Annotated in this window: 29 protein-coding genes; 12 read left to right on the top strand and 17 right to left on the bottom strand. The window is 45.3% G+C overall.

Going from position 1 to position 26,515, the window contains the following annotated elements; translation table 11 throughout:
• Nucleotides 1-246: 246 nt before the first annotated feature.
• Nucleotides 247-645 (top strand): hypothetical protein, encoded by a 399-nt coding sequence (locus LCM10_RS11025; RefSeq protein WP_224876313.1) that lies wholly within the window; start codon nucleotides 247-249, stop codon nucleotides 643-645.
• Nucleotides 646-762: 117 nt separating this feature from the next.
• Nucleotides 763-1,191 carry a hypothetical protein gene (locus LCM10_RS11020; RefSeq protein ID WP_224876312.1) on the top strand — a complete coding sequence of 143 codons (429 nt, stop codon included), beginning with the start codon at nucleotides 763-765 and terminating at the stop codon, nucleotides 1,189-1,191.
• Nucleotides 1,192-1,565: 374 nt separating this feature from the next.
• On the opposite strand, the gene LCM10_RS11015 is transcribed toward LCM10_RS11020, so the two are convergent.
• The 10 genes from LCM10_RS11015 to LCM10_RS10970 all read right to left on the bottom strand — a co-directional run bounded on the left by LCM10_RS11015 (nucleotide 1,566) and on the right by LCM10_RS10970 (nucleotide 11,344).
• Nucleotides 1,566-1,889, bottom strand: a complete 324-nt coding sequence (locus LCM10_RS11015) for a thioredoxin family protein (RefSeq protein WP_224876311.1) — start codon at nucleotides 1,887-1,889, stop codon at nucleotides 1,566-1,568.
• A gap of 2 nt (nucleotides 1,890-1,891) precedes the next feature.
• Nucleotides 1,892-2,254 carry a toprim domain-containing protein gene (locus LCM10_RS11010; protein WP_224876310.1) on the bottom strand — a complete coding sequence of 121 codons (363 nt, stop codon included), beginning with the start codon at nucleotides 2,252-2,254 and terminating at the stop codon, nucleotides 1,892-1,894.
• A 241-nt stretch (nucleotides 2,255-2,495) separates the two neighbouring features.
• Nucleotides 2,496-2,765 carry a YusG family protein gene (locus LCM10_RS11005; protein ID WP_224876309.1) on the bottom strand — a complete coding sequence of 90 codons (270 nt, stop codon included), beginning with the start codon at nucleotides 2,763-2,765 and terminating at the stop codon, nucleotides 2,496-2,498.
• A 61-nt stretch (nucleotides 2,766-2,826) separates the two neighbouring features.
• Nucleotides 2,827-3,210 carry a glycine cleavage system protein GcvH gene (gene gcvH / locus LCM10_RS11000; protein WP_224876308.1) on the bottom strand — a complete coding sequence of 128 codons (384 nt, stop codon included), beginning with the start codon at nucleotides 3,208-3,210 and terminating at the stop codon, nucleotides 2,827-2,829.
• Nucleotides 3,211-3,360: 150 nt separating this feature from the next.
• Nucleotides 3,361-3,717 (bottom strand): arsenate reductase family protein, encoded by a 357-nt coding sequence (locus LCM10_RS10995; protein ID WP_224876307.1) that lies wholly within the window; start codon nucleotides 3,715-3,717, stop codon nucleotides 3,361-3,363.
• Between the two features lie 254 nt (nucleotides 3,718-3,971).
• Nucleotides 3,972-4,274, bottom strand: coding sequence for an ArsR/SmtB family transcription factor (locus LCM10_RS10990; protein WP_224876306.1), 303 nt, complete (start codon nucleotides 4,272-4,274; stop codon nucleotides 3,972-3,974).
• Between the two features lie 32 nt (nucleotides 4,275-4,306).
• The gene (locus LCM10_RS10985) at nucleotides 4,307-5,089 is read right to left on the bottom strand and encodes an SDR family NAD(P)-dependent oxidoreductase (protein WP_224876305.1); all 783 of its coding nucleotides are present in this window, start codon (nucleotides 5,087-5,089) and stop codon (nucleotides 4,307-4,309) included.
• A 591-nt stretch (nucleotides 5,090-5,680) separates the two neighbouring features.
• Nucleotides 5,681-7,465, bottom strand: coding sequence for an acyl-CoA dehydrogenase family protein (locus LCM10_RS10980; protein WP_224876304.1), 1,785 nt, complete (start codon nucleotides 7,463-7,465; stop codon nucleotides 5,681-5,683).
• A 279-nt stretch (nucleotides 7,466-7,744) separates the two neighbouring features.
• Entirely contained in the window at nucleotides 7,745-8,923 is a 1,179-nt protein-coding gene (locus LCM10_RS10975) for an acetyl-CoA C-acetyltransferase (RefSeq protein ID WP_224876303.1), read from the bottom strand.
• A gap of 36 nt (nucleotides 8,924-8,959) precedes the next feature.
• Nucleotides 8,960-11,344 (bottom strand): 3-hydroxyacyl-CoA dehydrogenase/enoyl-CoA hydratase family protein, encoded by a 2,385-nt coding sequence (locus LCM10_RS10970; RefSeq protein WP_224876302.1) that lies wholly within the window; start codon nucleotides 11,342-11,344, stop codon nucleotides 8,960-8,962.
• A 266-nt stretch (nucleotides 11,345-11,610) separates the two neighbouring features.
• On the opposite strand from LCM10_RS10970, the gene LCM10_RS10965 reads away from it, so the two are divergent.
• From LCM10_RS10965 to LCM10_RS10955, 3 genes are all read left to right on the top strand, one after another.
• Nucleotides 11,611-11,742: a YuzL family protein gene (locus LCM10_RS10965; RefSeq protein WP_224876301.1), complete on the top strand. Its 132-nt coding sequence runs from the start codon at nucleotides 11,611-11,613 to the stop codon at nucleotides 11,740-11,742.
• Nucleotides 11,743-11,978: 236 nt separating this feature from the next.
• Nucleotides 11,979-12,608 (top strand): YczE/YyaS/YitT family protein, encoded by a 630-nt coding sequence (locus LCM10_RS10960; protein WP_224876300.1) that lies wholly within the window; start codon nucleotides 11,979-11,981, stop codon nucleotides 12,606-12,608.
• Between the two features lie 135 nt (nucleotides 12,609-12,743).
• Nucleotides 12,744-13,694, top strand: a complete 951-nt coding sequence (locus tag LCM10_RS10955; RefSeq protein WP_224876299.1) for a bile acid:sodium symporter family protein — start codon at nucleotides 12,744-12,746, stop codon at nucleotides 13,692-13,694.
• A 55-nt stretch (nucleotides 13,695-13,749) separates the two neighbouring features.
• On the opposite strand, the gene LCM10_RS10950 is transcribed toward LCM10_RS10955, so the two are convergent.
• Nucleotides 13,750-14,667 carry a proline dehydrogenase family protein gene (locus tag LCM10_RS10950; protein ID WP_224876298.1) on the bottom strand — a complete coding sequence of 306 codons (918 nt, stop codon included), beginning with the start codon at nucleotides 14,665-14,667 and terminating at the stop codon, nucleotides 13,750-13,752.
• Nucleotides 14,668-14,954: 287 nt separating this feature from the next.
• On the opposite strand from LCM10_RS10950, the gene LCM10_RS10945 reads away from it, so the two are divergent.
• A complete protein-coding gene (locus tag LCM10_RS10945; RefSeq protein WP_224876297.1) occupies nucleotides 14,955-15,218 on the top strand; it encodes a hypothetical protein in 264 nt (87 codons plus the stop codon).
• A gap of 16 nt (nucleotides 15,219-15,234) precedes the next feature.
• The gene (locus LCM10_RS10940; RefSeq protein ID WP_224876296.1) at nucleotides 15,235-15,588 is read left to right on the top strand and encodes a spore coat protein; all 354 of its coding nucleotides are present in this window, start codon (nucleotides 15,235-15,237) and stop codon (nucleotides 15,586-15,588) included.
• Nucleotides 15,589-15,807: 219 nt separating this feature from the next.
• Here LCM10_RS10940 and LCM10_RS10935 read toward each other — a convergent pair whose 3' ends face one another.
• From LCM10_RS10935 to LCM10_RS10915, 5 genes are read right to left on the bottom strand one after another with little or no spacing between them, the layout of a single operon-like run.
• Nucleotides 15,808-16,071 carry a DUF2573 family protein gene (locus tag LCM10_RS10935; protein WP_224876295.1) on the bottom strand — a complete coding sequence of 88 codons (264 nt, stop codon included), beginning with the start codon at nucleotides 16,069-16,071 and terminating at the stop codon, nucleotides 15,808-15,810.
• A 21-nt stretch (nucleotides 16,072-16,092) separates the two neighbouring features.
• A complete protein-coding gene (gene fhuF, locus LCM10_RS10930; RefSeq protein WP_224876294.1) occupies nucleotides 16,093-16,857 on the bottom strand; it encodes a siderophore-iron reductase FhuF in 765 nt (254 codons plus the stop codon).
• On the bottom strand, nucleotides 16,854-17,669 hold the full coding sequence (locus LCM10_RS10925; protein ID WP_224876293.1) for an ABC transporter ATP-binding protein: 816 nt from the start codon (nucleotides 17,667-17,669) through the stop codon (nucleotides 16,854-16,856). Before LCM10_RS10925 ends, fhuF begins: the two co-directional genes overlap by 4 nt.
• 15 nt (nucleotides 17,670-17,684) lie before the next feature.
• The gene (locus LCM10_RS10920) at nucleotides 17,685-18,740 is read right to left on the bottom strand and encodes a FecCD family ABC transporter permease (RefSeq protein WP_224876292.1); all 1,056 of its coding nucleotides are present in this window, start codon (nucleotides 18,738-18,740) and stop codon (nucleotides 17,685-17,687) included.
• Nucleotides 18,741-18,742: 2 nt separating this feature from the next.
• A complete protein-coding gene (locus LCM10_RS10915; RefSeq protein WP_224876291.1) occupies nucleotides 18,743-19,732 on the bottom strand; it encodes a FecCD family ABC transporter permease in 990 nt (329 codons plus the stop codon).
• 212 nt (nucleotides 19,733-19,944) lie between these two features.
• Between LCM10_RS10915 and LCM10_RS10910 the strand changes: the two genes are divergently transcribed.
• From LCM10_RS10910 to LCM10_RS10895, 4 genes are all read left to right on the top strand, one after another.
• Entirely contained in the window at nucleotides 19,945-20,904 is a 960-nt protein-coding gene (locus LCM10_RS10910; RefSeq protein ID WP_224876290.1) for an ABC transporter substrate-binding protein, read from the top strand.
• A gap of 271 nt (nucleotides 20,905-21,175) precedes the next feature.
• Nucleotides 21,176-22,678 carry a spore germination protein gene (locus LCM10_RS10905; protein ID WP_224876289.1) on the top strand — a complete coding sequence of 501 codons (1,503 nt, stop codon included), beginning with the start codon at nucleotides 21,176-21,178 and terminating at the stop codon, nucleotides 22,676-22,678.
• Nucleotides 22,679-22,692: 14 nt separating this feature from the next.
• Nucleotides 22,693-23,781 (top strand): GerAB/ArcD/ProY family transporter, encoded by a 1,089-nt coding sequence (locus tag LCM10_RS10900; RefSeq protein WP_224876288.1) that lies wholly within the window; start codon nucleotides 22,693-22,695, stop codon nucleotides 23,779-23,781.
• A complete protein-coding gene (locus LCM10_RS10895) occupies nucleotides 23,778-24,875 on the top strand; it encodes a Ger(x)C family spore germination protein (RefSeq protein ID WP_224876287.1) in 1,098 nt (365 codons plus the stop codon). The genes LCM10_RS10900 and LCM10_RS10895 overlap by 4 nt, the downstream gene beginning before the upstream one ends.
• A gap of 113 nt (nucleotides 24,876-24,988) precedes the next feature.
• On the opposite strand, the gene LCM10_RS10890 is transcribed toward LCM10_RS10895, so the two are convergent.
• Nucleotides 24,989-26,035, bottom strand: a complete 1,047-nt coding sequence (locus tag LCM10_RS10890) for an oxidoreductase (protein ID WP_224876286.1) — start codon at nucleotides 26,033-26,035, stop codon at nucleotides 24,989-24,991.
• A gap of 146 nt (nucleotides 26,036-26,181) precedes the next feature.
• On the opposite strand from LCM10_RS10890, the gene LCM10_RS10885 reads away from it, so the two are divergent.
• Nucleotides 26,182-26,496: a thioredoxin family protein gene (locus LCM10_RS10885; protein ID WP_224876285.1), complete on the top strand. Its 315-nt coding sequence runs from the start codon at nucleotides 26,182-26,184 to the stop codon at nucleotides 26,494-26,496.
• The last annotated feature ends 19 nt before the right edge of the window (nucleotides 26,497-26,515 follow it).

The following is a 26,515-nucleotide window of genomic DNA, read 5'->3' as shown; positions in this document are numbered from 1 at the left end:
ATGGCAACACTTTTCGTTACCCGATTAACTATATAATTCTCACTAAATTCACATTAAAAAACGCACAGTGATTGGTTTACTGTGCGTTTTTTATTTCATATAGGGTTTTCCAAAGGTTTTATGGGATTTTATGTTAATATATAGATAAAGGAATTATTCAATTAAAGGGCAGTTTAATTGAATATGTATTTGGTTAGAAATACTGGAGAAAATACCTTCAAACATTATCACTTGAGGTGAAAAAATTTGAAGAGGTTAATAATAATTCTGATGATTACCGCTCAATTTTCTTTGTATACAAATGTAATAGCTAATAAGAACCAAAAAATTGATGGAGCAGGTAAGGAAGAATTACTTGAAGAAACTTTGTATTCCAGATACTATCCATATTTAGATAAAATGTATTCAGATTTTATTATGTGTCCAAGAGTTGTTATTGAAAGAATTAATGGCGATAAAAGAAGACATATCGTTCGTGCAACTGCTTTAAATTATAGTGCCCATCACGGAGATATTCTATATGATCGAGTACATATTACTTTAACCGATACACCTGAAGAAGGTGTTAGAATTTACAAGGTATCTATTGAAGAAAACATCTCTAAAAAAGAGAGCATTTTACAATGTAGGAAGGTTCGTTATTAATCGATTATAGGGGCGTTTGCTAAACAAGCAGCAGCCTCCGCCCTTCGTTAAAGTAAAGGAACAAGTTAACGGAATAAATCACCTTGTTTTATAGGAAGCTAAAATGAGGTGATATTAATGAAGAAGATAATTAGTATAATTATTCTCACAATTATTTATTCTTCAATTAACGGATTGGTATATGCACAGCCAAAAGAGTGCCCAGAAGTGAAGCAACTAAAAGAAGTATCACATAAGGATAAAGAAGAAGTTATTAATTCATTAAGAACGCTAATACCTCAAACATATGAGGTAGGAGACTATCCCGACATCTACAAAGAATGGAGGGTTCTTTCTGCAATTCCTTTTTCAAAAGTGGGCGGGAATGAAGAGGAAGAAAATTACTTAGGTATGGCAAAGAATTTTTGTGGTGAGAAAGTTACCAATAAGTCTTGGTTAGTGCGTTTAGACTTTCCTCAAGCAAAAGGAGCAAGTGCTAGTCAAGGACAGCTATTCGTAGCAAAAGATAAGGAAAAAGGCTGGATCGTTTGGTTTAGGTATCATTAAACTGAAGAACTTTGTTCCATTAAAGGGGGCTTTAATTGAATAAGGCAATATAGAATGAAAAGACCGATTTCTTAATCGGTCTTTTCTGTTTTTTTTATTGCATATTGTTTTTTCGGCAACAACGAGACGCAAATAGGTATTTTTTTCCCGCTATTCCACACGCGTATTAGCATACGTTTTAACACGCCAATTCGCAGGAGTATGTTAGCCATCAGACTGTTGTGAATTAGGGTGCGAATTACGTTGTGAATTGGCGTGTTATATTACTATAAACCCTTTAATACCAACAAAAAGAAGAGTGCCAATTCATATGCGAATTGGTACTCCCTTTTTATTACTTTTTCAATGTTTGTACTCCAAAACTGAACCCGTTATTATTCGCTAAAGGCCTCTGTTTTTTTCAGCAATTCGTATAAATAAGGAACCGACTGGAAGGCATATACCCTTTCCAGCTCCTCTGCGTTTTTATAGAGCAATAAACATGGTACACTTTCGATTTCCTGACTTTCCGCAAACTCTGGTAAGTAATTCAAATTCACTTTTTCGAAATGGAAGGTCTGGGGTAACCTTTGAACGACTTCAATCATCTTTCCCGCCACCTGGCATGTCCCACACATTGGGGTATAAAGATATACAGCTGTATGTTCATGGCTATTGATTGAATCAACTAGCTCTCTTGCACTACTTACCTCATTCAACGTTAACTCATCCTTTTTTCCAAGTATTCCGTGTGCACATCGATATTGGCACCGATCAGAACCGAGGCCAGGTGATATTCCGGTGCAGACGCCACTTCCTTATACATCCGGTCGATATATAAGTGCTCAGCCTCTGGAAATTCCCGTTTGAACTGTTTCCGAAGCTTCTCACCTGCATGATCGGCATCCACCAGTATATAAACATCCCTTTGTTCCAGTGAATCAATCAGTTCGTCCATCTTTGTAATGCTGATGGTTCCATTCGTACAGATGATTTCGATTGGTTCTTTGATGATCCCTTCGACTTTCCGTTTATCCGTTGTACCTTCAACAATAATTACCTTTTCATCACCAATTTCATACATTGTCATCACCTTATCTTTCGAAAATAAGATTAGGATAGTATATTCAATTATATAGAGATGATGTCCACTACTTGCCTATATCTTCTCATTTTTTTACGAAAATAGAAAGAGAAAGGTCCTGTCTCCATCATTGTGGATGTTCCTTCATGATTCCGTATTTCATCCCGTATACTTCTTCTCTTTGACTGTCAGGAATAGACAAAAGGGTGCCAGATCGATGGCACCCTTTTTAACACGTGAATTAACACCAGCCGCCTTCGTCACAGTCCGTATATCGCGCTTCGGATCCTTCCGTCGACGTGTAGTGCTGGTAAATTTTATTTTCATTTGCTTCAAAATTAGGTTCCATGGAGATTCCTTCAAGGGGCACAGTCATCCTGCCGATTGGCTGGTTATCGAGGTATAACTCCAGCTCCCCGTTTTTCAACTTACCTGTCACACGCTCTGTGACATCCAGTTTCTTTGGTTCAAGTGTCATGTTGGTCATCCTTCCTTTGAATGGTTCTGCCATTTAGGATACCCCAAAAACAACAAAACACCTCAAGAATATTCTCAAGGTGTTTTTACAATCATTATCCTTCGTTAATCATTTCATCATACTGCTCAGCAGTCATCAGCTTGTCAACTTCGCCAGCATCAGTTGGTTCGATTACGATCATCCAAGCTTTTTCGTATGGAGATTCGTTTACGAATTCAGGGCTGTCTGTAAGCTCTTCGTTCACTTCTACAACCTTACCGGATACAGGTGCATAAAGTTCAGAAACCGTCTTTACGGATTCAACGCTTCCAAATGGCTCACTTGCCGTTACTTCGTCCCCTACTTCAGGTAGTTCAACGAATACAATATCACCAAGTTCAGATTGCGCAAATGCCGTGATTCCAATACGTACTTTTTCCCCTTCTGTTTTGACCCATTCATGTTCTTCAGAATAGCGAAGCTCTTTCGGTGTACTCATTTCAAATCCCTCCAAATACTCGGTATGTATACAACCTAATATTGACACACTTTTCAATAAAAAAGCAAGAAAACTAAGCGTTTCCTTCAAAACTTTTTAGAGCGTTTACAGGACCTTCCAAACGATCTGGAATCCGAGCTCAACTAGCGCTTATCCCCAGGTTTCGTCAAACGTCTCTTCCTTGAATCCGACGGTCACGTTCGATCCATCCGTCGTGATCGGCCGCTTGATGAGCATACCGTCGGACGATAAGATCTCAAGCAGCTCTTCATCGGATGCCGTATTCACTTTATCCTTCAAGCCAAGTTCGCGATATTTCTTCCCGCTCGTATTGAAAAACTTCTTAAGCGGCAGTCCGCTCGCTTCATACAGACGCTTCAATTCTTCCTTGGATGGAGGGTTCTCCCCGATATGTACTTCATTGAAATCTGCGTTGTGATCTTCTAGCCACTTCTTAGCTTTTCGGCAAGTCCCGCATTTAGGATAAGAATAAAAAGTCAATGACATGTTACAACCACCTTTCGTTATGATTAGAGATGATCGGCTGATAGGGGCTTTGCATTGGGTGGAGCAGTTCTCTATGAACCAGACTCGACGCCCCGCATTGCACCACTCATGAAAGCAGCATCATCTAATAAGATATGAATGATAACAAGAATAAAAGGGAATCGGAAACTGAAGTCGCCGCTCCCCTTCTATCTTACTGCATCTATAAGTCTACATTCGACAGCCTTCGTTATTTTCCTTCTTTTCCAGACGCTTTATTCACAATGATTTTCAATGGTATTCACCAATTGTTTCAAGAGGTCCGTCGCCTGGTCAAGTTCTAATGAATAAAAGCGCTGCGTCCCTTTCTGCTCTAGCGATACGAGTTCTTGGTCCCTCAATATCTTCAGGTGATGGGAAACGGCCGGCCTAGATAGTGTAAGGTGCTCCGTGATCTGATTGACCGTGAGCGGTTCTTTTTCAGCAAGAAGGACGATGATGTCCTGACGATAAGGATCTGCCAATGCTTGAAAAAGAGGAGTACAAGCACGAAATGTTTCAATGGCTTTTTGCCCCATAGTGTTCTCCCTTCTAACTCATTCAGCTACTATTATATCCGTTCTTGTACTTTGCGGACAATATTGGTGACCATCTTACGCGGCATGAATCGGATGGAACCGGCTAGAAGTCGATTCTTCATTCCAGGGACGATGACAACCTTCTTCTTTTCCATCATGCTTTTGAACGCCTCGTCCACCACATCCTCGACAGACATGACGCCTGATTGGAACAGCTTGGACTGCTCGAGTTCCGCTGCGTCACTGAATCCTGTCTTGGTCGCTCCGGGACATAAGGCCATCACACTTACCCCATGCTCACCCCACTCGTTGGCAAGGGCTTCTGATAATGAAAGGACATATGCTTTTGTTGCATAATAGACAGCCATTAACGGACCCGGTTGGAATGCGGCAGTGGAAGCAACATTCAAGATTTGCCCTGTTTTCCGCTTCACCATGTCCTTGCCGAAATACTTACTAAGCTCCGTCAAGGCTGTGACATTCACTTGGATCATATCTACTTCTTTCTGAAGCTCCGTCTGTTCAAACTCACCGAATAACCCGAAACCGGCATTGTTTATCAGGATATCGACCCCGATCCCTTTCGCTGTCACTTCCTCGTATAGTGATTTAGAGGCACCCGCCTTTGCTAAATCCGCCGGGACCACATGAGCTTTGACGTTATATTCACCTTCTAATTCAGTTGCCAGCGCTTGAAGCTTATCCTTACTTCTTGCCACCAGTACGACGTCATGTCCTGCCTGTGCGAATTTATGGCTGAAATGGAGCCCGATACCGCTTGATGCTCCAGTGATGAGAACGGTTTTGTTGTTCATATATGTTGTACCACCTTTATTTTAGTTAGTTTAAACACTTAAACGTTTAAGTGTTTAAACATATAATAATTGGTTTGGAAAGGGAAGTCAAGGGGAGGGTTTTTTTAGGGGCGGGACGGATAATGGATATTTTTGTTTAATTACGCATAGTTGAAAAAAATCGCGCATTTCTCATGAAAATCGCGCGTAAATCGAAATTCTCGCGCACAAATCTAAATGATTGCGCGCAAATTCTATTTTTCGCGCGCAAAACCATTTTCATGCGCAAAACCCGATATTCACGAGTCAACACACTGCTAGTAGTTCGCACTCCACCTGCCATCTCCGGTATTCGAACGTTGGAAGGAGTGAATTGATAGGCTGGTTGATGGACAAAATTGAATGTTTTCTTTTGTTAAATGACTGCTTAACTGAATGATGAAACAAGTTTTCCCTTGAACTAGGTGATTACCTCATCAAATGGATGGAACGTCTGACAGAACTGACACCCTTCCTAAAAGATAGAAACCAAAGTTGCTTTTAGAAACAAAAAAACAGACCCCCACTAACCGGAGGTCCGTTCCCCTTACAGCCTTACAACCCTATCATTTATCAAACGACATACTTCTCAGCGTCAACCAATTTCTCAGAAGCTTCACGTTTCACTGCGATCACGTTGATCGGCGTGTGGCGAGTGAATTTGCGAAGTGCTGAAAGCATCATGCGCAGTGTGTCACCCTGTTCTGTTGCCACAAGTGTTTCTTTAGCATGTGCTTCGATTTCATTGAACGCTTCTTGACAGAAAATTTGAGTGTATAGAAGCTTTTGCTTCGCTTTTTCAGCACCGACTTTATCAAGCGCTTTTTCTGTACGAAGGACAACTGATTCCATTGCGTATGCATTTGACACGATATCAGCAATGTTCACAAGGATCTCTTGCTCTTTATCCAGTGCTTTACCGAACTTCTGAGCCGCTAATCCAGCAAGCATCAAGCCGATTTTCTTCGCGTTTTTAACCAAGTATTTCTCTTGTGCCAATGGCTCGTCGCCAACTTCTTCAGGCATGAGCATCATCAATTCTTCTTGAAGCGCCTGAGCTTTTTGAAGAAGTGGAAGCTCGCCCTTCATTGCTTTACGCAGGTACGTACCCGGTACAAGTAGGCGGTTGATTTCATTTGTTCCTTCAAAAATTCGGTTGATACGGGAGTCGCGGTACATTCTTTCGATTTCATACTCCTGCATGAAGCCGTATCCGCCGTGAAGCTGAACGCCTTCGTCGACCACGTAATCAAGTACTTCCGTTGCGAAGAATTTATTCAATGAACACTCGATTGCGTATTCAGCAATGGACTTCGCTACTTCTGTTCCGTTCTTTACTTCTTCGTCAGTAAGATTGCTCATGCGATCTTCGAATAACCCTACAGTACGGTATACGGAGCTTTCAGCTGCATATAATTTCGCTGCCATTGTCGCCAGTTTTTCTTTTGTCAGGTTGAAGGAAGAAATCGGCGTCTTGAACTGCTGGCGCTGATTTGTGTATTGAGCAGTTACTTCAAACGCACGCTTACTTGCACCTACAGCACCTACTCCAAGCTTGTAACGGCCGATGTTCAGGATGTTGAAGGCGATGATATGACCTTTTCCAGCCTGGCCAAGCAAGTTTTCAGCAGGGATTTCAGCATCTTCAAGGATCAATGTTCTTGTGGAAGAACTCTTGATTCCCATTTTCTTTTCTTCAGGACCTGTGGATACGCCTGGATAATCTTTCTCAACGATGAAAGCGGAGAAGTGCTCGCCGTCGATTTTTGCATACACGACGAATACATCTGCGAACGCGGAGTTTGTGATCCATTGCTTCTCACCATTCAAAATGTAGTGAGTACCCGCTTCGTTCAGTTTGGCAGTCGTTTTCGCACCAAGTGCATCAGATCCTGAACCAGGCTCTGTCAATGCATAAGCAGCAAGTTTTTCACCAGTAGCAAGCGCTGGAAGGTATTTTTGCTTTTGCTCTTCGTTACCGAAAAGAACGATTGGAAGGGAACCGATTCCAACGTGCGCACCGTGTGAGATGGAGAAACCGCCGGCACGGGACATTTTTTCAGCGATTAACGCTGAGCTCACTTTATCAAGACCTAACCCACCATATTCTTCAGGTACATCCGCACCTAGAAGACCAAGCTCGCCTGCTTCTTTCAATAAGCGTACGGAATGATCGAACTCATGATTTTCCAGGTTCTCAATCACCGGAACGACTTCATTCAACACGTAATCTTCTGTTGTCTTCGCGATCATTTTTTGTTCATCAGAGTATTCCTCTGGTGTGAATACTTGATCAAAACTCACATCTTCAATTAAAAAGCTTCCACCTTTAATCAATTTATCAATTTGATTTGCCATATTTGACATCCCCTTAACGTTTTTTGTTAGGTGCTAAAAATACCGCTGTTGATTTCCGTGCAAGACTTCGCTTTCCGCGGGCGGCCGGTGAGCCTCCTCGTCGCTTTGCTCCTGCGGGGTCTCACCTGTCTCGCTTTTCCCGCAGGAGTCTTCGTCTTGCACTCCAATCAACAGCTGGAACCACTTAAAAATCGAATAAGCTAAAATAGAAGTTTTCAGAAAGGCGTTACCAAAAATCTATTTTTCCTTATAAACCCTCATCATAGATTAATCAAAAAATTACCCAATCAGTTCAAATACCCCTGCTGCTCCCATTCCGCCGCCGATACACATGGTGACGATTCCGAATTGCTGGTTGCGGCGTTTCATTTCATGGACGAGTGACAGTGTCAGTTTCGCTCCTGTACAGCCTAGTGGATGTCCGAGTGCGATAGCTCCTCCGTTAACGTTGACTTTGTCTTCGTCGAGACCAAGCTGGCGGATGACCTGGATCGATTGGGAAGCGAATGCTTCGTTCAATTCGAACAGTCCGATATCCGAAAGCTCAAGTCCTGCCATCTTCAATGCACGAGGGATGGCTTCAACTGGACCGATTCCCATGATTTCAGGCGGTACCCCAGCCACTGCGAAGCTTCGGAATTTCGCCATCGGCTGTAAGCCGAGTCCATTTGCTTTGTCACGGTCCATCACCATCACGGCAGCTGCTCCGTCACTTGTTTGTGAAGAGTTCCCAGCCGTAACAGATCCTCTTACATTAAAGGCCGGGCGCAGTTTGCCAAGTACTTGTGAACTTGTTTCTGCGCGGACCCCTTCGTCCTTCGAGAATTGGAACGTTTTTTCGACCAGTTTGTTGTCCGCGTTCACGGAGCGCTGAACAACGTCCACCGGTACGATCTCATCGTCGAATTTGCCTTCTGCAATTGCTTTTGCAGCTTTCTGATGACTTCGTACTGCAAATGCGTCCTGATCTTCACGTGAAACGCCGAATTTCTTCGCCACTTCTTCTGCCGTGTGTCCCATGCTCATGTAGTACTGTGGAGCCGTTTCAGCAAGCTTTGCATTCGGGCGTACGACGTGCCCCATCATCGGTACCAGGCTCATCGATTCCGCTCCTCCGGCGATTGCCGTATCGGAATGGCCAAGCATGATTTTTTCTGCTGCATAGGCAATCGACTGAAGTCCTGATGAACAATAGCGATTGATCGTGATGGCAGGTACCGAACTCGGAAGCCCTGCAAGGCCCCCGATGTTTCTTGCCATGTTCAATCCCTGTTCTGCTTCCGGCATTGCACATCCGATGATCAAATCATCGATATTCCCTTCATAATTCCCTGCACGCTTTAACGTTTCCTTTACGACAAGGGCACCAAGGTCATCTGGTCTTACTCCTGCCAACGACCCTTTTCTTGATTTCCCGACTGGTGTTCTCGCACCAGCCACTATGACTGCTTCACGCATGATGTTCCCCCGCTTTCTGAATTGGTTTATATATGATTAGTTGCGTAATGGTTTTCCTTTAACAAGCATGTGCTGCATTCTTTGCTGTGATTTCGGCTGAGCGATCAGGCTTAGGAATGCTTCTCTTTCAAGATCCAATAAGTATTGTTCATCGACTTCGGTTCCGTATGGTACTTTACCTCCGGCGAGAACGTACGCCAGTTTCTTGGCGATCAAGAGATCGTGCTCGGAAATGAAGCCTGATTGAACCATCGATTGTGCTCCGAGTAATAGCGTGGCGTAGCCTGTTTCACCGACCACTGGGACCTTTTTGCGAACCGGCGCTTTGTATCCACCTTCATAGAGCGCAAGTGCCGCTTGTTTCGCATCATATAATAAATGGTCACCGTTCACGCTCACACCGTCAGTCTTGCTGAGGAAGTTGTTATCCCTTGCTTCATCCCCTGACGTCGACACCTTTGCCATCGCGATTGTTTCAAATACTTTATTTGCTACCTTCTGGAGATCGAATTCCACACCATTTGGAAGGTTCGCTAAGTGTTTCATATAAAGTTCCTTGTTTCCGCCACCGCCTGGGATCAAACCGACACCGACTTCCACAAGCCCCATGTACGTTTCCATGCTTGCTTGGATATGAGCGGTCGGTAAGCACACTTCGCTTCCTCCCCCAAGCGTCATGCCGAATGGTGCTGCGACAACCGGTTTGGAAGAATACTTGATTTTCATCATCGCCTGCTGGAAGTGTCTTACGACCATGTCGATTTCAAACACATTGTCATCTTGCGCTTCCATCAGGATCATCGCGAGGTTGGCGCCTACACAGAAGTTTTTCGCTTGATTTCCGATGACAAGTCCTTTGAAGTTTTTCTCCACTTCCTCAACCGCGAAGTTGATCATCTGGATGATATCCATCCCGATTGCGTTGTTTGGAGAGTGGAACTCAAGCAGGGCCACGCCGTCCCCGATATCGATCAGGCTTGCACCTGAATTTTTCTTGATCAGCTTTCCTTGTTTCTTCAGAAGCTTCAAGTCGATCACTTTCGGGTTGCGCTCTACAAGCTTGTATTCACCATTATGGTAGAAGTACAGTTCACCCTCTTCTTCCTTATAGAAATGGGTGTGTCCCGCTTCAAGCATTTCTTCCACCCACTGCGGTACGCTAACGCCCTCTTCCTTCATACGGGTCACGGATTTTTGCACTCCGATTGCATCCCACGTTTCAAAAGGTCCAAGCTCCCATCCGAATCCCCATTTCATCGCACGGTCGATCGCAACGATATCATCGGCGATTTCTCCGTGTAGCTCGGCTGAATAAGTAAGTACCGGCGAAAGAATATTCCATAGCAGGGAGCCAGCTTTATCTTTCGCGTATACGAGGGACTTGATCTTGTTCTTAAGTCCTTTTTCATTCTTGCTCATCTCGATGGAGGCTGTTTTCAGTTTTTTACGCGGCTCATATTCCAGCGTTTCAGGATTCAATTCAAGGATCTCTTTCCCCTGCTTCAAGAAGAATCCTTGACCGCTCTTACTACCAAGCCAGCCTTTATCAAGCATTTTATTCATGAACGAAGGAACTTCAAATACGTTCTTTTCTTCCCCGTCCACCTGGTCGTAGACATTTTTGGCAACGTGTGCGAATGTATCAAGTCCTACGACATCAAGCGTCCTGAACGTTGCACTTTTCGGTCTTCCGATGGCCGGTCCCGTGATGGAATCCACTTCACCGACACTGTAGCCGCCTTTCAGCATTTCTTGTACGGTCACTAACAGTCCATACGTACCGATGCGGTTAGCGATGAAGTTCGGCGTATCCTTTGCAAGGACGACCCCTTTACCAAGGACATCTTCACCGAAGGTTTTCATGAAGTCCACTACATCCACATCCGTCTTTTTCGTCGGGATGACTTCAAGAAGCTTCAAGTAACGCGGCGGATTGAAAAAATGTGTTCCGAGGAAGTTCTTTTGGAAATCCTCTGAACGCCCTTCCGACATCGCCTCGATGGATATACCGGAAGTATTCGAGCTTACGATGCTTCCTGGCTTACGATATTTTTCAACCTGTTCGAATACAATCTTCTTGATATCCAGATTTTCAACAACGACTTCAATGATCCAATCGCAATCACTGATCTTCTCCATATCGTCTTCAAAGTTACCTGCCGAAATGAGTGATAGGTTTTGTTTAGTAGTAAGTGGAGCAGGTTTTTGCTTCAATAATTTTTTTAAAGCGTTTTCACTTAATCGATTACGAAAGGCCTTGCTTTCCTCTGTCAGACCCTTTGCTTTATCTTCATCTGTCAATTCTCTTGGTACGATGTCAAGTAACATTGTCGGAATACCGATGTTCGCTAAGTGTGCTGCAATCCCTGATCCCATGACGCCTGATCCTAAAACAGCAGCTTTTTGAATTCTGCGAGTCAATGTGTTTTCCCCCTTTGTGAGCACTGTGATAATGATTTTTGTAATAACCGGGCTGATCATGCAGTCCGGGTAAATGGAGTTTGAATGAATACTCATTCATTTTTCGGTCAAAAAAAAGACCCGATTGAGTTCTGTTATCTATAATATATCGGATATTCTAAAATATCGCAATATTTAAACGTTTAAAATAAGGAATTTTTGCAAGAAAATTTTTAAGTCATAAACTTTTACCGTCTGGGACATTTTATGAATGGAGGTGTTCATTCATGGCAAAGCGCAAGAAAAACCCGTCAAAGGCTGGAGTCAGTGCGGCAAGTGTGAAAGGTAACGCAGGTCCGACCGTCGAACATGACGGCGGAAAAGTGAACAGCCAAAACAATCAATTCAAAAAGCAATGATGGATCATCACAGGTGTCTGAACGGGTGCCTGTGATGATTTTTTCATTTGCAAGTAGCTTCATTACTTCTCCCCTATCATCATATGCAAAAATTCACTTTGCTTCCCATCATGTTTTCAAGTAAACTATCAGTATTGTTACTAGTTGTCAGACCTCTTACTACACGTTCCACATCGGTACGAGTCGTCTCACACTGCTTATTTTTGATAACGTTTACAGATGAGGAGAGAAAATAGATGATGATGAAAAGATCAATATTTTTCACGATAGGGTTATTCATATTGACGCTCGGGGTTTCCTTGATTATTAAATCAGGACTCGGTGCCTCTGCCTGGGATGCACTAGCAGTCGGCCAGTCAAGGATGTTTGGGATCACGGTCGGCACGGCCGTGTTCATCAATGGGATTGTCTTGATCATACTGAATGCGATCATTATGAAAAAACGTCCGGATATCCTCGCGACCTTGACAATCTTCGTCATTGGACTATTGATTGATTTCTGGCTTCTTGTTGTGTTGGCTGACTTTGCACCTCAAGCTTTGATCAATCAATTCCTTGCGATTGGGTTTGGGATCCTGACTGTCGGTCTTGGTGTTTCGATCTACCTGCAGGCAAAATTCCCTGCAAGCCCGATGGACACGCTTATGGTCGCGATTCATACCCGCTTTGGTTTGAACTTGCGCAACTCACGGATCATCTCTGAAGGGTTTGCGTTGACACTCGCTTTCCTATTTAAAGGCGATATCGGGATCGGGACCATCCTCGTCACCCTCTTACTCGGATTCGTTGTTCAGTACTTGTTTCCGATCTTTGAACAATTGTTCGAGAGGGACACGTATTCAAAAGCTGCCGTTCCCACTGAATAGCAAGAAGACCTTCCCGCATTTCCGGGGAGGTTTTTTTCATTTATACGGCTATGCCCTCAAACAATAAACAGGATGAAACAAGTCATTACATGATATGATGATTTTATTATTCTGTTTCCTATAGGAGCGTATTATATGCTGCACGCACTAAATAAAAAATTGGAGAAACTGATGCCCTTCATCACGCCGTCCGCTGTCTTGATCGGTGTTCTGTTTGCTTCTTCTTTATCACATCTGACGTTCATCGTCCCATGGGTATTTGCGTTCATGACGTTTTCCGGTAGCTTGAGCTCGAATTTCCACTCCGTGAAGAAGGCCGTTTCATTTCCAGTTCCACTATTGACCTCCCTCCTTATCCTTCATATCTTGATGCCGCTTTGGGCATTCGGGATGGGGAGCATCGTCTTCCCTGAAGACGGGTTGACCGTGACGGGTCTTCTGCTGGCGATGGTCATTCCTACTGGGATCACGAGCTTCGTCTGGGTGACCATCTATAAAGGAAATATCGGACTCGCCCTCTCGATCATACTCGTCGATACCATCCTGTCACCGTTCATTGTCCCGGCAAGCCTTTCATTTATTGTCGGACAGAAGGTTGAAATGGACAGCTGGAGTATCATGAATGGCCTGATGTGGATGGTGGTGATCCCTTCAATCATCGGGATGATTTGCAACCATGTGACGAAAGGGACGATCAAGGACACTCTCGGAAAGAGGTTATCCCCTTTTTCAAAGATTGGTATCGGGGTCGTTGTTGCCATCAATAGTTCTGCCGTCGCCCCTTATCTAAAAGAATTCAGTCCCAAACTATTCATGATTGCTTTCACCGTCTTGTTCATCGCTGTCTCCGGATTCGCCCTCGCCTGGCTGCTCGGGACAATGCTCAAACAATCAAGGGATACGAAAACAAGCCTCCTGTTCACTGGGGGGATGCGTAATATAAGTGCCGGTGCCGTCATCGCCGTTCATTACTTCCCTGCTGCCGTCGCTGTACCGGTTGTGATCGGCATGCTCTTTCAGCAGGTGCTCGCTTCCTTCTTCGGGTTCCTTTTCCACCGGCGTGAACTGCGGATGGAAGGAAATTAATGAATACGAAAAAGGATCCCATTGTCGACAATGGGATCCTTTTTTTATATTCATCTTATTTCTTCATGACGCCTTTCAGGACAAATGCCACGTTGGCAGGACGTTCTGCGAGACGTCTCATGAAATACCCATACCAATCCGTCCCATAAGGAACGTAGACACGCATCTTGTATCCTTCTTTTACAAGCTCATGCTGACGCTCCACACAGATGCCAAACAGCATCTGGAACTCGAATTGGTCCCTTGGGATATTATGCTCTTCAGCAAGCTTCTTCGTGTATTCGATGATGTGATCATCATGTGTCGCGATCGCCGTATAATTTCCATTCAGCATATGCATCTTGATGATTTTCTTAAAATTGTCGTCCACGTCTTTCTTCTCAGGGAAGGCAACTTTAGGCGACTCTTTATAAGCCCCCTTCACAAGACGAAGGTTCGGGGAATACGCATTCAACTCTTCAATATCCTTTTCTGTCCGGTATAGATAAGCTTGGATGACGGTGCCGATGTTGTCGTATTCGGACTTCAATGCCTTGAATATTTCAAGCGTCTTACCGCATCGGGAATAATCTTCCATATCAATCGTTACAAAGACTCCATGCTTCTTCGCTTCTTCAAGGATCATCCTCATATTCTTCATGACGACTTCCTCACTTAAATCAAGACCCATGGACGTCATCTTCAGTGAAAGTTGGGAATTAAGGTTTTCCCTCCCGATTGCACGGACAGCCTCCACACATTCAAGGGCCATTTCATTGGCTTCCTCGACATTATCAACAAACTCACCTAAATAATCAATCGTTACTACAAGGTTCTGTTTATTCAATTCACGAATGACCTCTACCGCTTGGTCTATAGAAGAACCGGCAACAAATCGGGACGCCCCGAAACGTAGGCCGTATTTCTTAGCTAGCTTAGTGATCGGCTTATTTTTAGAAAGGAATAAAAAGAAATTACGCATTGCTTGCTCCATGTTGCTACCTCCCTGAAAAAAGAACATATATGCCATACTATGAAAACGTTTTCTTTTCTGATAAAAAGAAAAGATTTCTTGTAGTATTCTATTTACCAACATTTTATCACCATTTAAACAATTTGAATATACTTTTGTTACTGTCTTGGTAGAATATTATCGAAATTTGTCAGAGGTGCATATCCCCCATAAATATAGGCACACTAACGGTTGATTGCGATTGACAAGGGTGTATTTTCCAGAAACCCCAGGACTTTATACCCGACAACCAAAAGGAGGAATCATTTATGCAGCAACAACCTCAACAAGGCAGCCAGCAACAGACATATACGCAGCCCCCTCAAATGTTGACAACGAAGGATTCACTATACTTGAATGACATGCTGGCATGGAATTTGAACGCCATGAAAAAATGTCATTTTGCAGCTACACATTGCCAGGATCAAGAGATAAAGGCGGCCCTTGACCGTTGCGGCCAAATGCACCAGCGTCACTACGAACAATTATTGGCGCACTTGAACACCACAAATCCGAATCAGGGCATGATGTAGAAGGGAGACTGAACGCATGAATCAGCAAAACCAGAATCAACAGAAAATCCAAAATCCGCAAACACAAGTCCCGTCCACTCCTCAAATGAATGACCGTGACTTTATGACAGACGTCCTGTCTCAAGAAAAATACATGACCGCTTCTTACTGCACGGCCCTCAATGAAGCTAGCCATGCGGCACTGTATCAAGACTTGCTTACGATCTTCAACGAAACCCAGAACGCGCAGCGGGAGCTCTACAATGAAATGTTCCGCAAGGGCTGGTATAAGCTTGAAGCAGCAGACAGCCAAAAAATCCAGCAGTCTTATCAGCAGCACCAGCAGTACTCTTCACAATTCCCATATGGGACAGGTGGACAGTTGCAATAGTGTTGAATCAGTGGTCCTCTATTTTGAGGACCACTTTTTAGATTAGGGTGAAAGCGCGAGTCCGTCCTTTTCTTGAAGGCCCTTCGTTGAACTGAAAGAGGTCGGGGTTTTCCAAGCAACTTGTCGAATCATGTCCCTTTACAACTACCTTGCCTCCCGACGACGTCGCCACTCCCTCACACAAAAAAAGCACCCACACATGGGGTACTTTCTACACGTCTATTCATCCTTCTTCTTACGGTTCAATTCTTCACGATGCGCTTCATTCAACGCTTTCATTTCACCGATGAGATTCTTCATCTCTTCTTTACCATCCGGATATAATGAGTTCCAATGCTTCACCAGCGCCGGCATTTGTTTGGCGATGAACGTGTAAAGCGCATATTGAGTCACCATTTCTTTTTTCTCAGGCGTTGTTTCTCCGATGAGCAGCTCTGTATATTTTTCAATCAATGCATCGAATTGTTCTGGAAATTCACTCATGGACTGGTTCCTCCCTTATGATTACTTCTCCTTGCACGACAGTGGACAGGTTTTACAGCGGAATCGTTCACCATTTTCCAACCGATAGGATAAGCAGCACGTCTTTCTCACACGGATCTTCTCATCGAAACCGTCTCTGTGAACTTTATCAGTATAATATCTGTTAAGGGGATTTTCCTTATACGCCCCGAATACATGACGGTTCTCTTCACTCAGTAAATAAGCGAAATCACGTTCCTTTTTCTCCCGCAGCTCTTCACTCGTTACGAACGCTTCATTTTCATACACCCAGAAAAGATAGACCGCACTGTTTTCCCATAAGATCCGTTTGGACAGCCTGGCGGTTTCATTCAGGACGGAGATGACTATATCAAGATGGCCCCTGAACAGGGACTGGAAGAATTCCTCTTTTTCAGATTGTGACGTGAACTCCGGTGCGCTTTCATCCTTCAGAAAAATACGGGGCAGCCAGAGCCCCTTTTCATTGATGTGATCGACAAGGATGAGATTATGGGGTGACAGATTCAACTTCCGATTCCAGAAGGTGGCCGCGAGCATCCCCAATGCCGGGATGAACGCATATCGTTTCATAAAAAGGGATGCGGCCGTCCTTAATTCATCCGCACCCGTCAAGGCAACCCGTTCCTCAAGATACCGGACCATCATCCCGTCTTCAAAAAGGAGCCGTGATGCCTCCACTCCGCCCGTTACTGACGGATCCCATTTCTGAAGCCGGTACTCTCCGAGAAGCGCCCATTGTTCATCCGAAAGTGTCGGGGCTCTCACACCTTCTCACCCACCTCATTGAGGATGCATCTCCCTTTTCCGAACGGGATGCAAAGCGGGGTGCCGAATAACGGGTCGCTCGTAACCTGACAATCCATATCAAACACATTCTTCACCAGTTCACAGTTTATGATCTTTTCAGGTTTGCCCTGGGCATAGATTTTCTGATCACGGATGGCTACGATATTGTGCGCGTATCGGCATGCAAGATTCAAATCATGAAGCACCATGACAATCGTACGCTCTTCCGTCTCGTTCAGTTCGAACAGAAGATCGAGGATTTCAATCTGGTGTGTCATATCCAGATACGTAGTGGGCTCATCCAACAGGATGATGTCCGTATCCTGTGCAAGCGTGAGTGCAATCCATGCCCGCTGGCGCTGACCGCCTGAAAGTTCATCGACTTTGCGGTGCTGAAGTTCTTCCATTTTCGTTGCCTTCAGTGCATTCTGGACAATTTCCTCATCTTTCTGCGACCATTGCTTGAGCCATGTCTGATGAGGGTACCTCCCCTGTTTCACCAATTGAAGCACCGAAAGCCCCTCTGGTGCCGTCGGGGACTGGGGGAGGATCGCCATCTTGCGCGCCACTTCCTTGGTCGACATCTTCGCAATGGCATCGCCTTCCAAAAGGACAGACCCCTGCTTCGGTTTCAATAGACGGGCAATGGACCGGAGCAGCGTTGATTTCCCACAGCCGTTCCCGCCGATGAATACCGTGATTTCCCCTTTTGGGATTTCAATATTCAGTTCATCAATAATGATCCTTTCACCGTAAGAGAGGGTCAGATCTTTCGTTTCAAGCATGCTCATTGCGCAGCCAACTCCTTAAGAATTTCTCGTTTTAAATAACAAATAAATAAAATACGGGGCACCGATCGCAGCCGTGAACACCCCGGCAGGGACCTCGAGAGGCAAGAACAGCGTACGGCCGATCAAGTCAGCAAGCATCACAAGGATCCCGCCGATGAGGGCAGAAGCAGGAAGCAGTGCACCGTATGAGGAACCGACCATCCTTCTTGCCATATGCGGGGCCATCAAGCCGACAAACCCGATGCCGCCTGCAAAGGAAACCGCTCCCCCAACTAAAACCGTGGCCATCAGCAAGAGGAAGAAACGCTGTCTTTGTACGTGCCCCCCGACTCCCTTGGCCAGTTCTTCACCAAGTTCCTGTATATTCAATTGACGTACGAGTAAAAAGCTGATCAGAATGAACACGATACTCCAAGGAAGGAGGATCGCCACATCCTGCCAATCCGATCCATTCACGGTACCGGTGATCCAGATATTCGCCTGGCTCGCCCTGTATATCGGACCCATGATCATCAACAGGGTCGTAACGGCCTGGGTAAGGGCTGATATCCCGATCCCGATCAAGACGAGCCTGACGGGTGAAACGCCTTTTCTCCATGCCAGGAAATATACCAGAAAGGCGACGACCGCAGCCCCTGAAAAGGCAGCAACCGGCATCCACTGGATGCTGACCGGGAGCGTGCCATCTTCGTTACTGAAAAGCGTCAGGAATGCGACGACTGCCGCTCCCGCCCCGCCGGTGATCCCGATGATATCGGGCGATGCAAGTGGATTCCTGATCATCCCCTGCAAGATCCCACCCGCTACTGCAAGTGCCATCCCCGCAAGGAGCGCAATGATGATGCGAGGCAGACGGAAGGTTTTTACGACGAGCTGTTCAAGGCCTGTCCCACCTCCAAAAAAGACACTAGCAACATTCCACGGTGCGATCTTCATATCCCCGATCCCTGTGCTCACTACTAACACGAGGAGCGTCAGGACACCAAGGATCACCACTTTTTTTAATGCTGATAGATCGATTAAGAATGACAGTCGATCTTTAAATAAACGTTTCCCTATGAATCTATTCATTTTCAGAACCCCTTCCTAGCCACATATACGAAGAACGGGGCACCGATGACAGCGGTCATGACCCCGACGGGCACTTCCTGGGGCATGATGATGTAACGCGCTGCAATGTCGGCAATCAGCAAAAGGACCGCTCCCAACAAGCCTGCATAAGGAATGAGCCACTTGTGATCGACTCCGATCAATTTCCTGGCTAAATGAGGGATGACGATCCCGATGAATCCGATTGGTCCGGCAATCGCAACCGAACCGCCGGCTAAGAGGACGACGATCAAGAGTGCAAGGAATTTGATCAGGTTGGTCTTGAGCCCGAGCCCTTTGGCCACATCCTCCCCCATTGCTAGGATATTCATTTTTCCGGCAAGGATGAGGGCACCAATCCAGCCTGTCAGGATATAAGGGAATACCCCTGTCAAAATCTCAAGCTTCCTTCCCTGGACCGATCCCGCAAGCCAGAAAAGCACCTGTTCAAGCGCGGATTCATCAAGTACAAGCAGTCCTTGTGTAAAGGATGAAAACATCGCCGTGATTGCGGCTCCGGCAAGGGTAAGCTTCATCGGTGTCAATCCGTTATTCCCTGCGGCACCGATCGCATACACCCCAAAGGCGGCAATGCCTGCGCCGAGGAAAGACAGCCAAGTGAACGCCCCGAGGTCGGTGACGCCGAACAATGTCACGGCTGCAACGACCATGAACCCGCCACCGGCATTGATCCCGAATATGCCGGGCGAGGCGAGTGGATTCTTCGTCAAAGTCTGCATAAGGACCCCTGATATGGCAAGTGACGCTCCAACTACCGCTGCAATCAGCGCCCTCGGCAACCTGATTGTCTGCAGCACCAGATGCTCCGTTGACTGATTTGGATTGATAAACGCCTCCACCGCTGTTCTCCACGACGTTTCCGTATATCCATAAATAATGCTCATTCCGATGCTTAAGAAAAGGAAGAGGATCGTTACCATAAATAATATGAACTGCTTCTGAGTTTTCATCATATGTTTACCTTTCCACACGAAAGTAGTTCCTTCGTTAAAATCATTGTGTTCGTTTACACTTCACATTTTATTGTAAAAAAGATTATCATAAGCGTCAATGATTTTGAAAATCATTATCAATTAGATATTGACAATGAAAACCTTCTCAACTATTATAATGATTGTAAATGATAATCATTATCAACCACTACACATTAGGAGGACTCATACATATGAAATTAAAGAGTACGATATCACTACTTCTGATCGCTTCCCTTCTGCTTCTGGCAGCATGCGGGAATAAAGATGAAAAAGAAGATGCTACAGAAGAAGAAGGCACGAAAAATGAAGCCTATACAGTGGAACATGCAATGGGTACGACAGAAATTGAAGGAACGCCTGAAAAAGTGGTCATCCTTACAAATGAAGGTACGGAAGCCTTGCTTTCGATGGGGGTCACCCCGGTTGGCGCCGTTCAGTCCTGGACTGGAGACCCTTGGTATGATCATATTTCTGACAAAATGAAAGATGTTGAAGTAGTCGGAACGGAAAGTGAATTGAACATCGAAGCAATCGCAAAGCTTCAGCCAGACCTGATCATCGGAACGAAACTTCGTCAGGAAGAACAATACAACCAATTGAAAGAAATCGCTCCGACTGTCATGTCTGAAACACTTAAAGGCAATTGGAAAGAAAACTTCGAACTTTATGCAAAAGCATTGAATAAAGAAGAAAAAGGACAAGAAGTGCTGGCTGATTATGACCAGCGCATCGAAGACCTGAAAGGACAATTGGGAGATAAGCTGAATCAGGAAATTTCCATGGTCCGCTTCCTTGCAGGCGACGTCCGCATCTATCATAAAGATTCATTCTCCGGGGTCATCCTCGATCAATTAGGCTTCAAACGACCGGAGGGTCAGGATGTGGATGACTTTGCCGAAAAAGGTGTGACGAAAGAGCGCATCCCTGCAATGGATGGGGACACCCTCTTCTACTTCACATACGAAACAGGTGACGGCGAAGCGAACAAACTGGCAGAAGAATGGATCAATGATCCGCTCTTCCAAAACCTTGAGGTAGCCAAATCAGGAAACGTCCACGAGGTCAGTGATGCGATCTGGAACACAGCAGGCGGTGTCATCGCAGCGAACGAAATGCTCGATGATATTGAAAAATATTTCTTGGAACAATAATGATTGAAGAAAGATCAGGATGTAGTCCTGGTCTTTTTTTGTTGGATTCTTTTAGATGAACTTGTTGATGTCTTGCATTTGAACGGATTGTTAGGCGCAGACTCCTTTTGGTAAAGCTCACCGCCCTTACATGGAACAGGACAATCGTGTTTTACAGGGCCTGTTGTTAAATCACCCCTCTCTCCAACTTTTCCATCCCCCCTCAATTTTTCATATTTATCCCTGTTTAGGAAACACTACCGTAGACACCACATTGACGTGAGGGATTTATATGTTTTCAATCTTTAAAAATAAGAGTTCAGATAAAAACAACAAGAAACCGACATTTGAAAGCATTAAGATCAGCTTGGAAAAATCAGCTGATTATGAACAGTCTTATTATCAAAATCCTTATACTGGCCTGAAGTTCAGCCTCCATTTCGTCACGACCTTGATCGACGGGAAGATCCTTCAGGAAGATCTCCTCCCATCTGTATTATCAAAGGGGTTCAAGGATCTTGAAGACCTGCACACACTTGTGCCGATCGTGGATATCCAGATCTCAACTGATGAATCGATCATTGAGCAGAAATTATTCAATGGATATACGATGTTGACGATCGGGGGATCACAGCGGAAATTTGCTTTCATCGCCACAAAAAATGAGATGGGACGCAAGGTTTCGCAACCGGAAGTGGAATTCAGTGTCGTTGGCCCGAAAGAAGCGTTCGTAGAATCTCTCAGCGATAATTTGAATCTTGTTCGTAAAAGGATCCCAATTAAAGAATTGACGGTCGAAGAGTTTAATGTCGGATCCATTACTCACACCAGGATTGCCCTGCTCTATTTGGATGGGCTCGCTAATGAAGCGAACGTGAATACGATGAGGCAGCGTATCGATGGAATCAACTTCGATCAGGTCACGGATTCTTCCTTCATCGAACAGTTGATTGCAGACAATAGCGTCTCTCCTTTTCCTCAGCTTCTTGATTCGGAAAGACCGGACCGTGTGGCATCGGTATTGATAGAAGGAAAGGTCATCGTCATGGTGGACGGCTCTCCTCATGCGTTGATCGGCCCCACGACGTTAGTGGAGTTTTTCAATGCATACGAGGATTATTTCCTTAACTTTATCGTGGCATCCTTTTTCAGGCTCGTCCGGGTTTTTGCCGTGGCATTCTCAATCTTGATTACACCGATTTATGTGGCGGCGCTCACCTATCATTACGAACTGATCCCGAAAGACCTCATGGCGACGCTGGTCACTTCCAGGCAGGAAATCCCATTGCCACCGATACTGGAGGCCTTATTCCTAGAGTTGACGATCGAGCTCCTGCGAGAGGCTGGAGCCAGACTTCCAACAAAGGTCGGTCAGACGATCGGTATCGTAGGCGGTATCGTAATCGGGACGGCATCGGTTGAAGCCGGCCTGACGAGTAACGTATTGCTCATCCTCGTAGCCCTCGCAGCGCTCGCGTCGTTTACGACGCCGGTCTATCGGATGGGTAATACAATCCGTATCCTGCGCTTCCCTTTCTTGCTGCTTGCCCAGCTTTGGGGACTGCTTGGGATCGTCTTTTGCTTCTGCTTACTGATGGGTCACCTATTGCAGCTTACTTCACTAGGACGCCCTTTCCTGGAGCCGCTATTCCCGCCGAGGCTTAAGGACCTGAAGGATGCGCTGATCCGCTTCCCGTTCAATAAACAAGCCTTGCGCCCGGGGTATCTACAAACAACCAAAAAAGTCCGCTTCAACTCTCAGGAAGGAAAGGAAAAGCTCGATATCGATGAATGATTGGAGGTGCCACGATGCTGCAGATCCCAGAACGAAATAAAATCAGTCCCGGACTGGTTTTCTTTCTCGTCCATTCCATACAGGTAGGTGGGGGTGTCCTTGGTTTTCAGCGGATCATCGCCAGAAACGCAGGGTATGACGGCTGGATTGCTGTCATCCTTGCCGGCATCTTCACGCATATCCTGATGATCATTATGTATAAGCTCGTGGAACTTGGCGAAGGGGATATCGTATCGGTTCATGCACTGGCTTTTGGGAAATGGCTAGGAAAGATATTCGACATGATTTTTGTCCTCTATTTCAGTTTGTTGGTCATCACCATTCTCAGGACTTACATTGAAGTGTTGCAGGTCTGGATGTATCCGAGGCTCAGCACGTTCATTTTCTCGCTGTCATTTCTTCTGCTCTGCTATTATTTCGTGAACGGTGGCGTGAGGGTCATTACTGGGACGGCTTTCTTCGGGACCATCCTCCCGAGCTATCTTGCGCTTTCCTTTGCCTTCACATTCCCATATGCCGATTTCAGGAATATCCTTCCCGTCTTTGACCATTCACTCAAAGACATTTTGATTTCCACCAAGAATATGTCTTTGACTTATTTGGGATACGAATCGATTGTCGTTCTTTATCCATTCATCAAGAATGCCAAACAATCGCAAAAATATGCACACTGGGGGCTTTTCACCACCACGATGGGCTATACGATCATCGCCCTTATATCGTTTGCTTTCTTCAGTGAGAAGCAGCTGGAGAAGACCGTCTGGGCCACACTTTCCATGTGGAAGATCGTCGAAATGCCTTTCGTAGAAAGATTCGAATACATCGGGATCGCCAACTGGTGCCTGATCATCCTTCCCAATGTGTGTATCACGCTGTGGTGCGCAAGCAGGATCTTAAAGAGAATGACTCCGATGAAGCACCGGCATTCTTTGGTCGTGGTTTCCATACTATGCTTATCGACTCTATCATTCTTTACCAGTCGGCATCAGGTAAACTTCTTGAACGACTGGGCGGGAAGAATCGGCTTTTATATCAACTTTATTTACCTTCCACTTCTATTATTGCTCGTCATCTTGATGAAGAAGGTGAGAAAGAAATCATGAAAAAGAGAAGCCTAATTGGAATTGCATTGATTTCCATGTTGTTATCAGGATGTGTCGAACGGGAAATCCTCGATGACCTGTATATCGAGACCGTCAAAGGATACGATGTCGGGGACAACAGTAAAATCAGGGGAACAGCCATGTTTCCGATCTATCAGCCTGACAAGACGATTGAGAATATGACTCTCTCGGCAGAAGCTTCTTCGACGAGGGAAGTACTTGAAAAGCTGTCGCGGATGTCACAGCAGCCCCTTGTCAGGGGAGGATTGGATGCTGTGGTGATCGGGGAGGAATTCGCCAAAAAAGGCGTCATCGATGTGGCCGATTCCCTGCAAAGGGATGCAAGCATCGGGGCACGTGTCTATCTGATGGTGACGGAAGGAACTGCGCAAGAAGTCCTTAAAGGTCAATACGGAATCAGGGGAAACGGGATGTACATATCGAATCTCTTGAAACAGAATATAACGCGAAGGGAACTGCCTGAAACGAATCTTCATATGTTCTTGTTCGACTACTATCAGGAAGGACAGACCCCCTACCTCCCGATTATCAGAAAGGTATCAGATAATACGCTTCAAGTCGTAGGGGTCGCGCTCTTTAAGGATGATAAAATGATTGATTCCATCCCCGCAGATGATATGTTTTTTTTCAAAGTGTTGGTTGACAGGGTGTCAGAAGGAAGCCATGTTGTCAAGCTTCATGAGGAAGAAGACGGAAATGAGCCGAATATTGAAGCCTCCGTCACCAGCCTTAAATCCAAACATGACATCGAGGTCGCGCACGAAAAACAACCAGTTGAAGTGACGATCACGATTACAATCAGGGGAATCATCAAAGAGTTTACCGGAAAGAAATTGACATCTGGACGAATCACTCAAATCGAAGAGCATATGAAGAAGGATATTGAAGAAAAATCACTGAAAATGCTTAAACAATTCCAAAAGGACGGATTGGACCCCGTCGGGATCGGCCAAAGTCAAAAACATGGTGTAAAAGGATTTGATATAAAGGAGTGGGAAAAGGAGCTCTATCCTAATGTAAAATTCATTATTAAACCGGACGTCCGGATCGTCGAAGGCGGTACCGTGGAATAGGCTTGCCATGGAAAAAAACATCACTGCAATGCCTGAGCCAGCGGCAGTAACAAAAAAGGAGGAGCAACGGGCTGAACATTCCCGTTGCTCCTCCTTATTTTTTCTTCAAGGGATCAAACTTCCCCAATCTTTATCGCCCTCTTGTCATGCGAGCTTTGAATGCACGCTTCAATGATGCGGATGACATCATTCGCATCTTCCGCTCGTACAGGGACAGTGCCATTGTTCCTGAGAGCTTCATAGATGCCTTCGTAATACTTCGTGTAATCCCCTTTTTCCGAAGGCAGTCTGCCAGTTGTCACTCCATCTTCATTTGCGAGTGACAGTGTTCCCCATAAGCTTTCATCCTCACGTCCCCATTCACTTGAATAAGGGTCGATCCCTTCTTTCAGGTCGGATTCCTGAGGGTCCATGCCAACCTTCATAAAGCTTCCCGTTTTACCATGCACTTGGTAACGCGGCCCCGGGTCCAGGACCATCGAACGGGAATAGAGACCGACCCTCATTCCTTCATAGCCGAAAGTGATCTGGAAATAGTCCTCAGCTTTCTCGGGATCACGTTGAGCGAACACATCCGCAAACACCCATTGCGGCTTACCGAATAAGCATAATGCCTGATCGATCAAATGGGCACCGAGATCATATAGCACCCCTCCCCCATCGATCTTATTTTCTTTCCATCGATCCTTGACGGCTGGCCTGTAGCGGTCGAAGTGAGCTTCATAAGTAGCCAATTCACCTAACCGTTTTTCATTTAACAGCTTTTCGAGGGTGAGGAAATCCGCATCCCAGCGACGATTATGGAAGACCGACAGTAAGAGCCCCTTCTCTTCCGCTAACCTGATGAGCTCATCCCCTTCTGCACTGTTCGTGACGAAAGGTTTTTCCACCACCACATGCTTCCCAGCCTCGAGGGCCTTCTTGATCATCGTGTAATGTAAATGATTCGGTGTCGTGATGACGACTAGCTCGATTTCTTCTTGAAGCAGCTCGTCCAACGTCTTGACGACTTTTATTCCTTCTAGGTCCTGCTGGACTTTCTCTTCGTTTGAAGACATGACGGTATGTATCGTGAACTTCTCGGAATGCTGCAGTAATGGACGATGAAAGCTTTGTCCTGAAAATCCGTAGCCTGCCAAGCCTATAGTAATTGGTTTCATGTTATCACCTGTTTCTTTGGATTGTGTTTTCTATCTTATCATGTTGGAGTACGGTTGGTGAAATTCTTTACTCCGGGCTTTTGATCAATCACGGTTTACGGAACGTTTAACCTGTGGTTACAATAAAGGAGAAAGGGGGTTTACACATGCAATCGATTAAAAATAAAGAAACATTCGACGAAATCATCACGACCGACCAACCGGTGGTCATTAAATTCCATGCCGACTGGTGCCCTGACTGCCGACGCATGGACATGTTCATTGATGAGATCATGGAGCAATACAGTGAGTATAAATGGTACGATATCAACAAGGATGAATTGCCTGAAATCGCTGAGAAATACGATGTCATGGGCATCCCAAGCCTGCTCGTATGGAAGAACGGTGAAAAAATCGCCCACCTACACAGCGCAAATGCCAAAACGCCTGACCAAGTAACCGAATTCATGAACTCACTATAATAGAAGGTACGTCCCTCAC

Source organism: Rossellomorea aquimaris, assembly GCF_020171925.1.
Classification (GTDB): Bacteria; Bacillota; Bacilli; order Bacillales; family Bacillaceae_B; genus Rossellomorea; species Rossellomorea aquimaris_F.
This window is presented reverse-complemented; position numbering and strand designations above follow the sequence as displayed.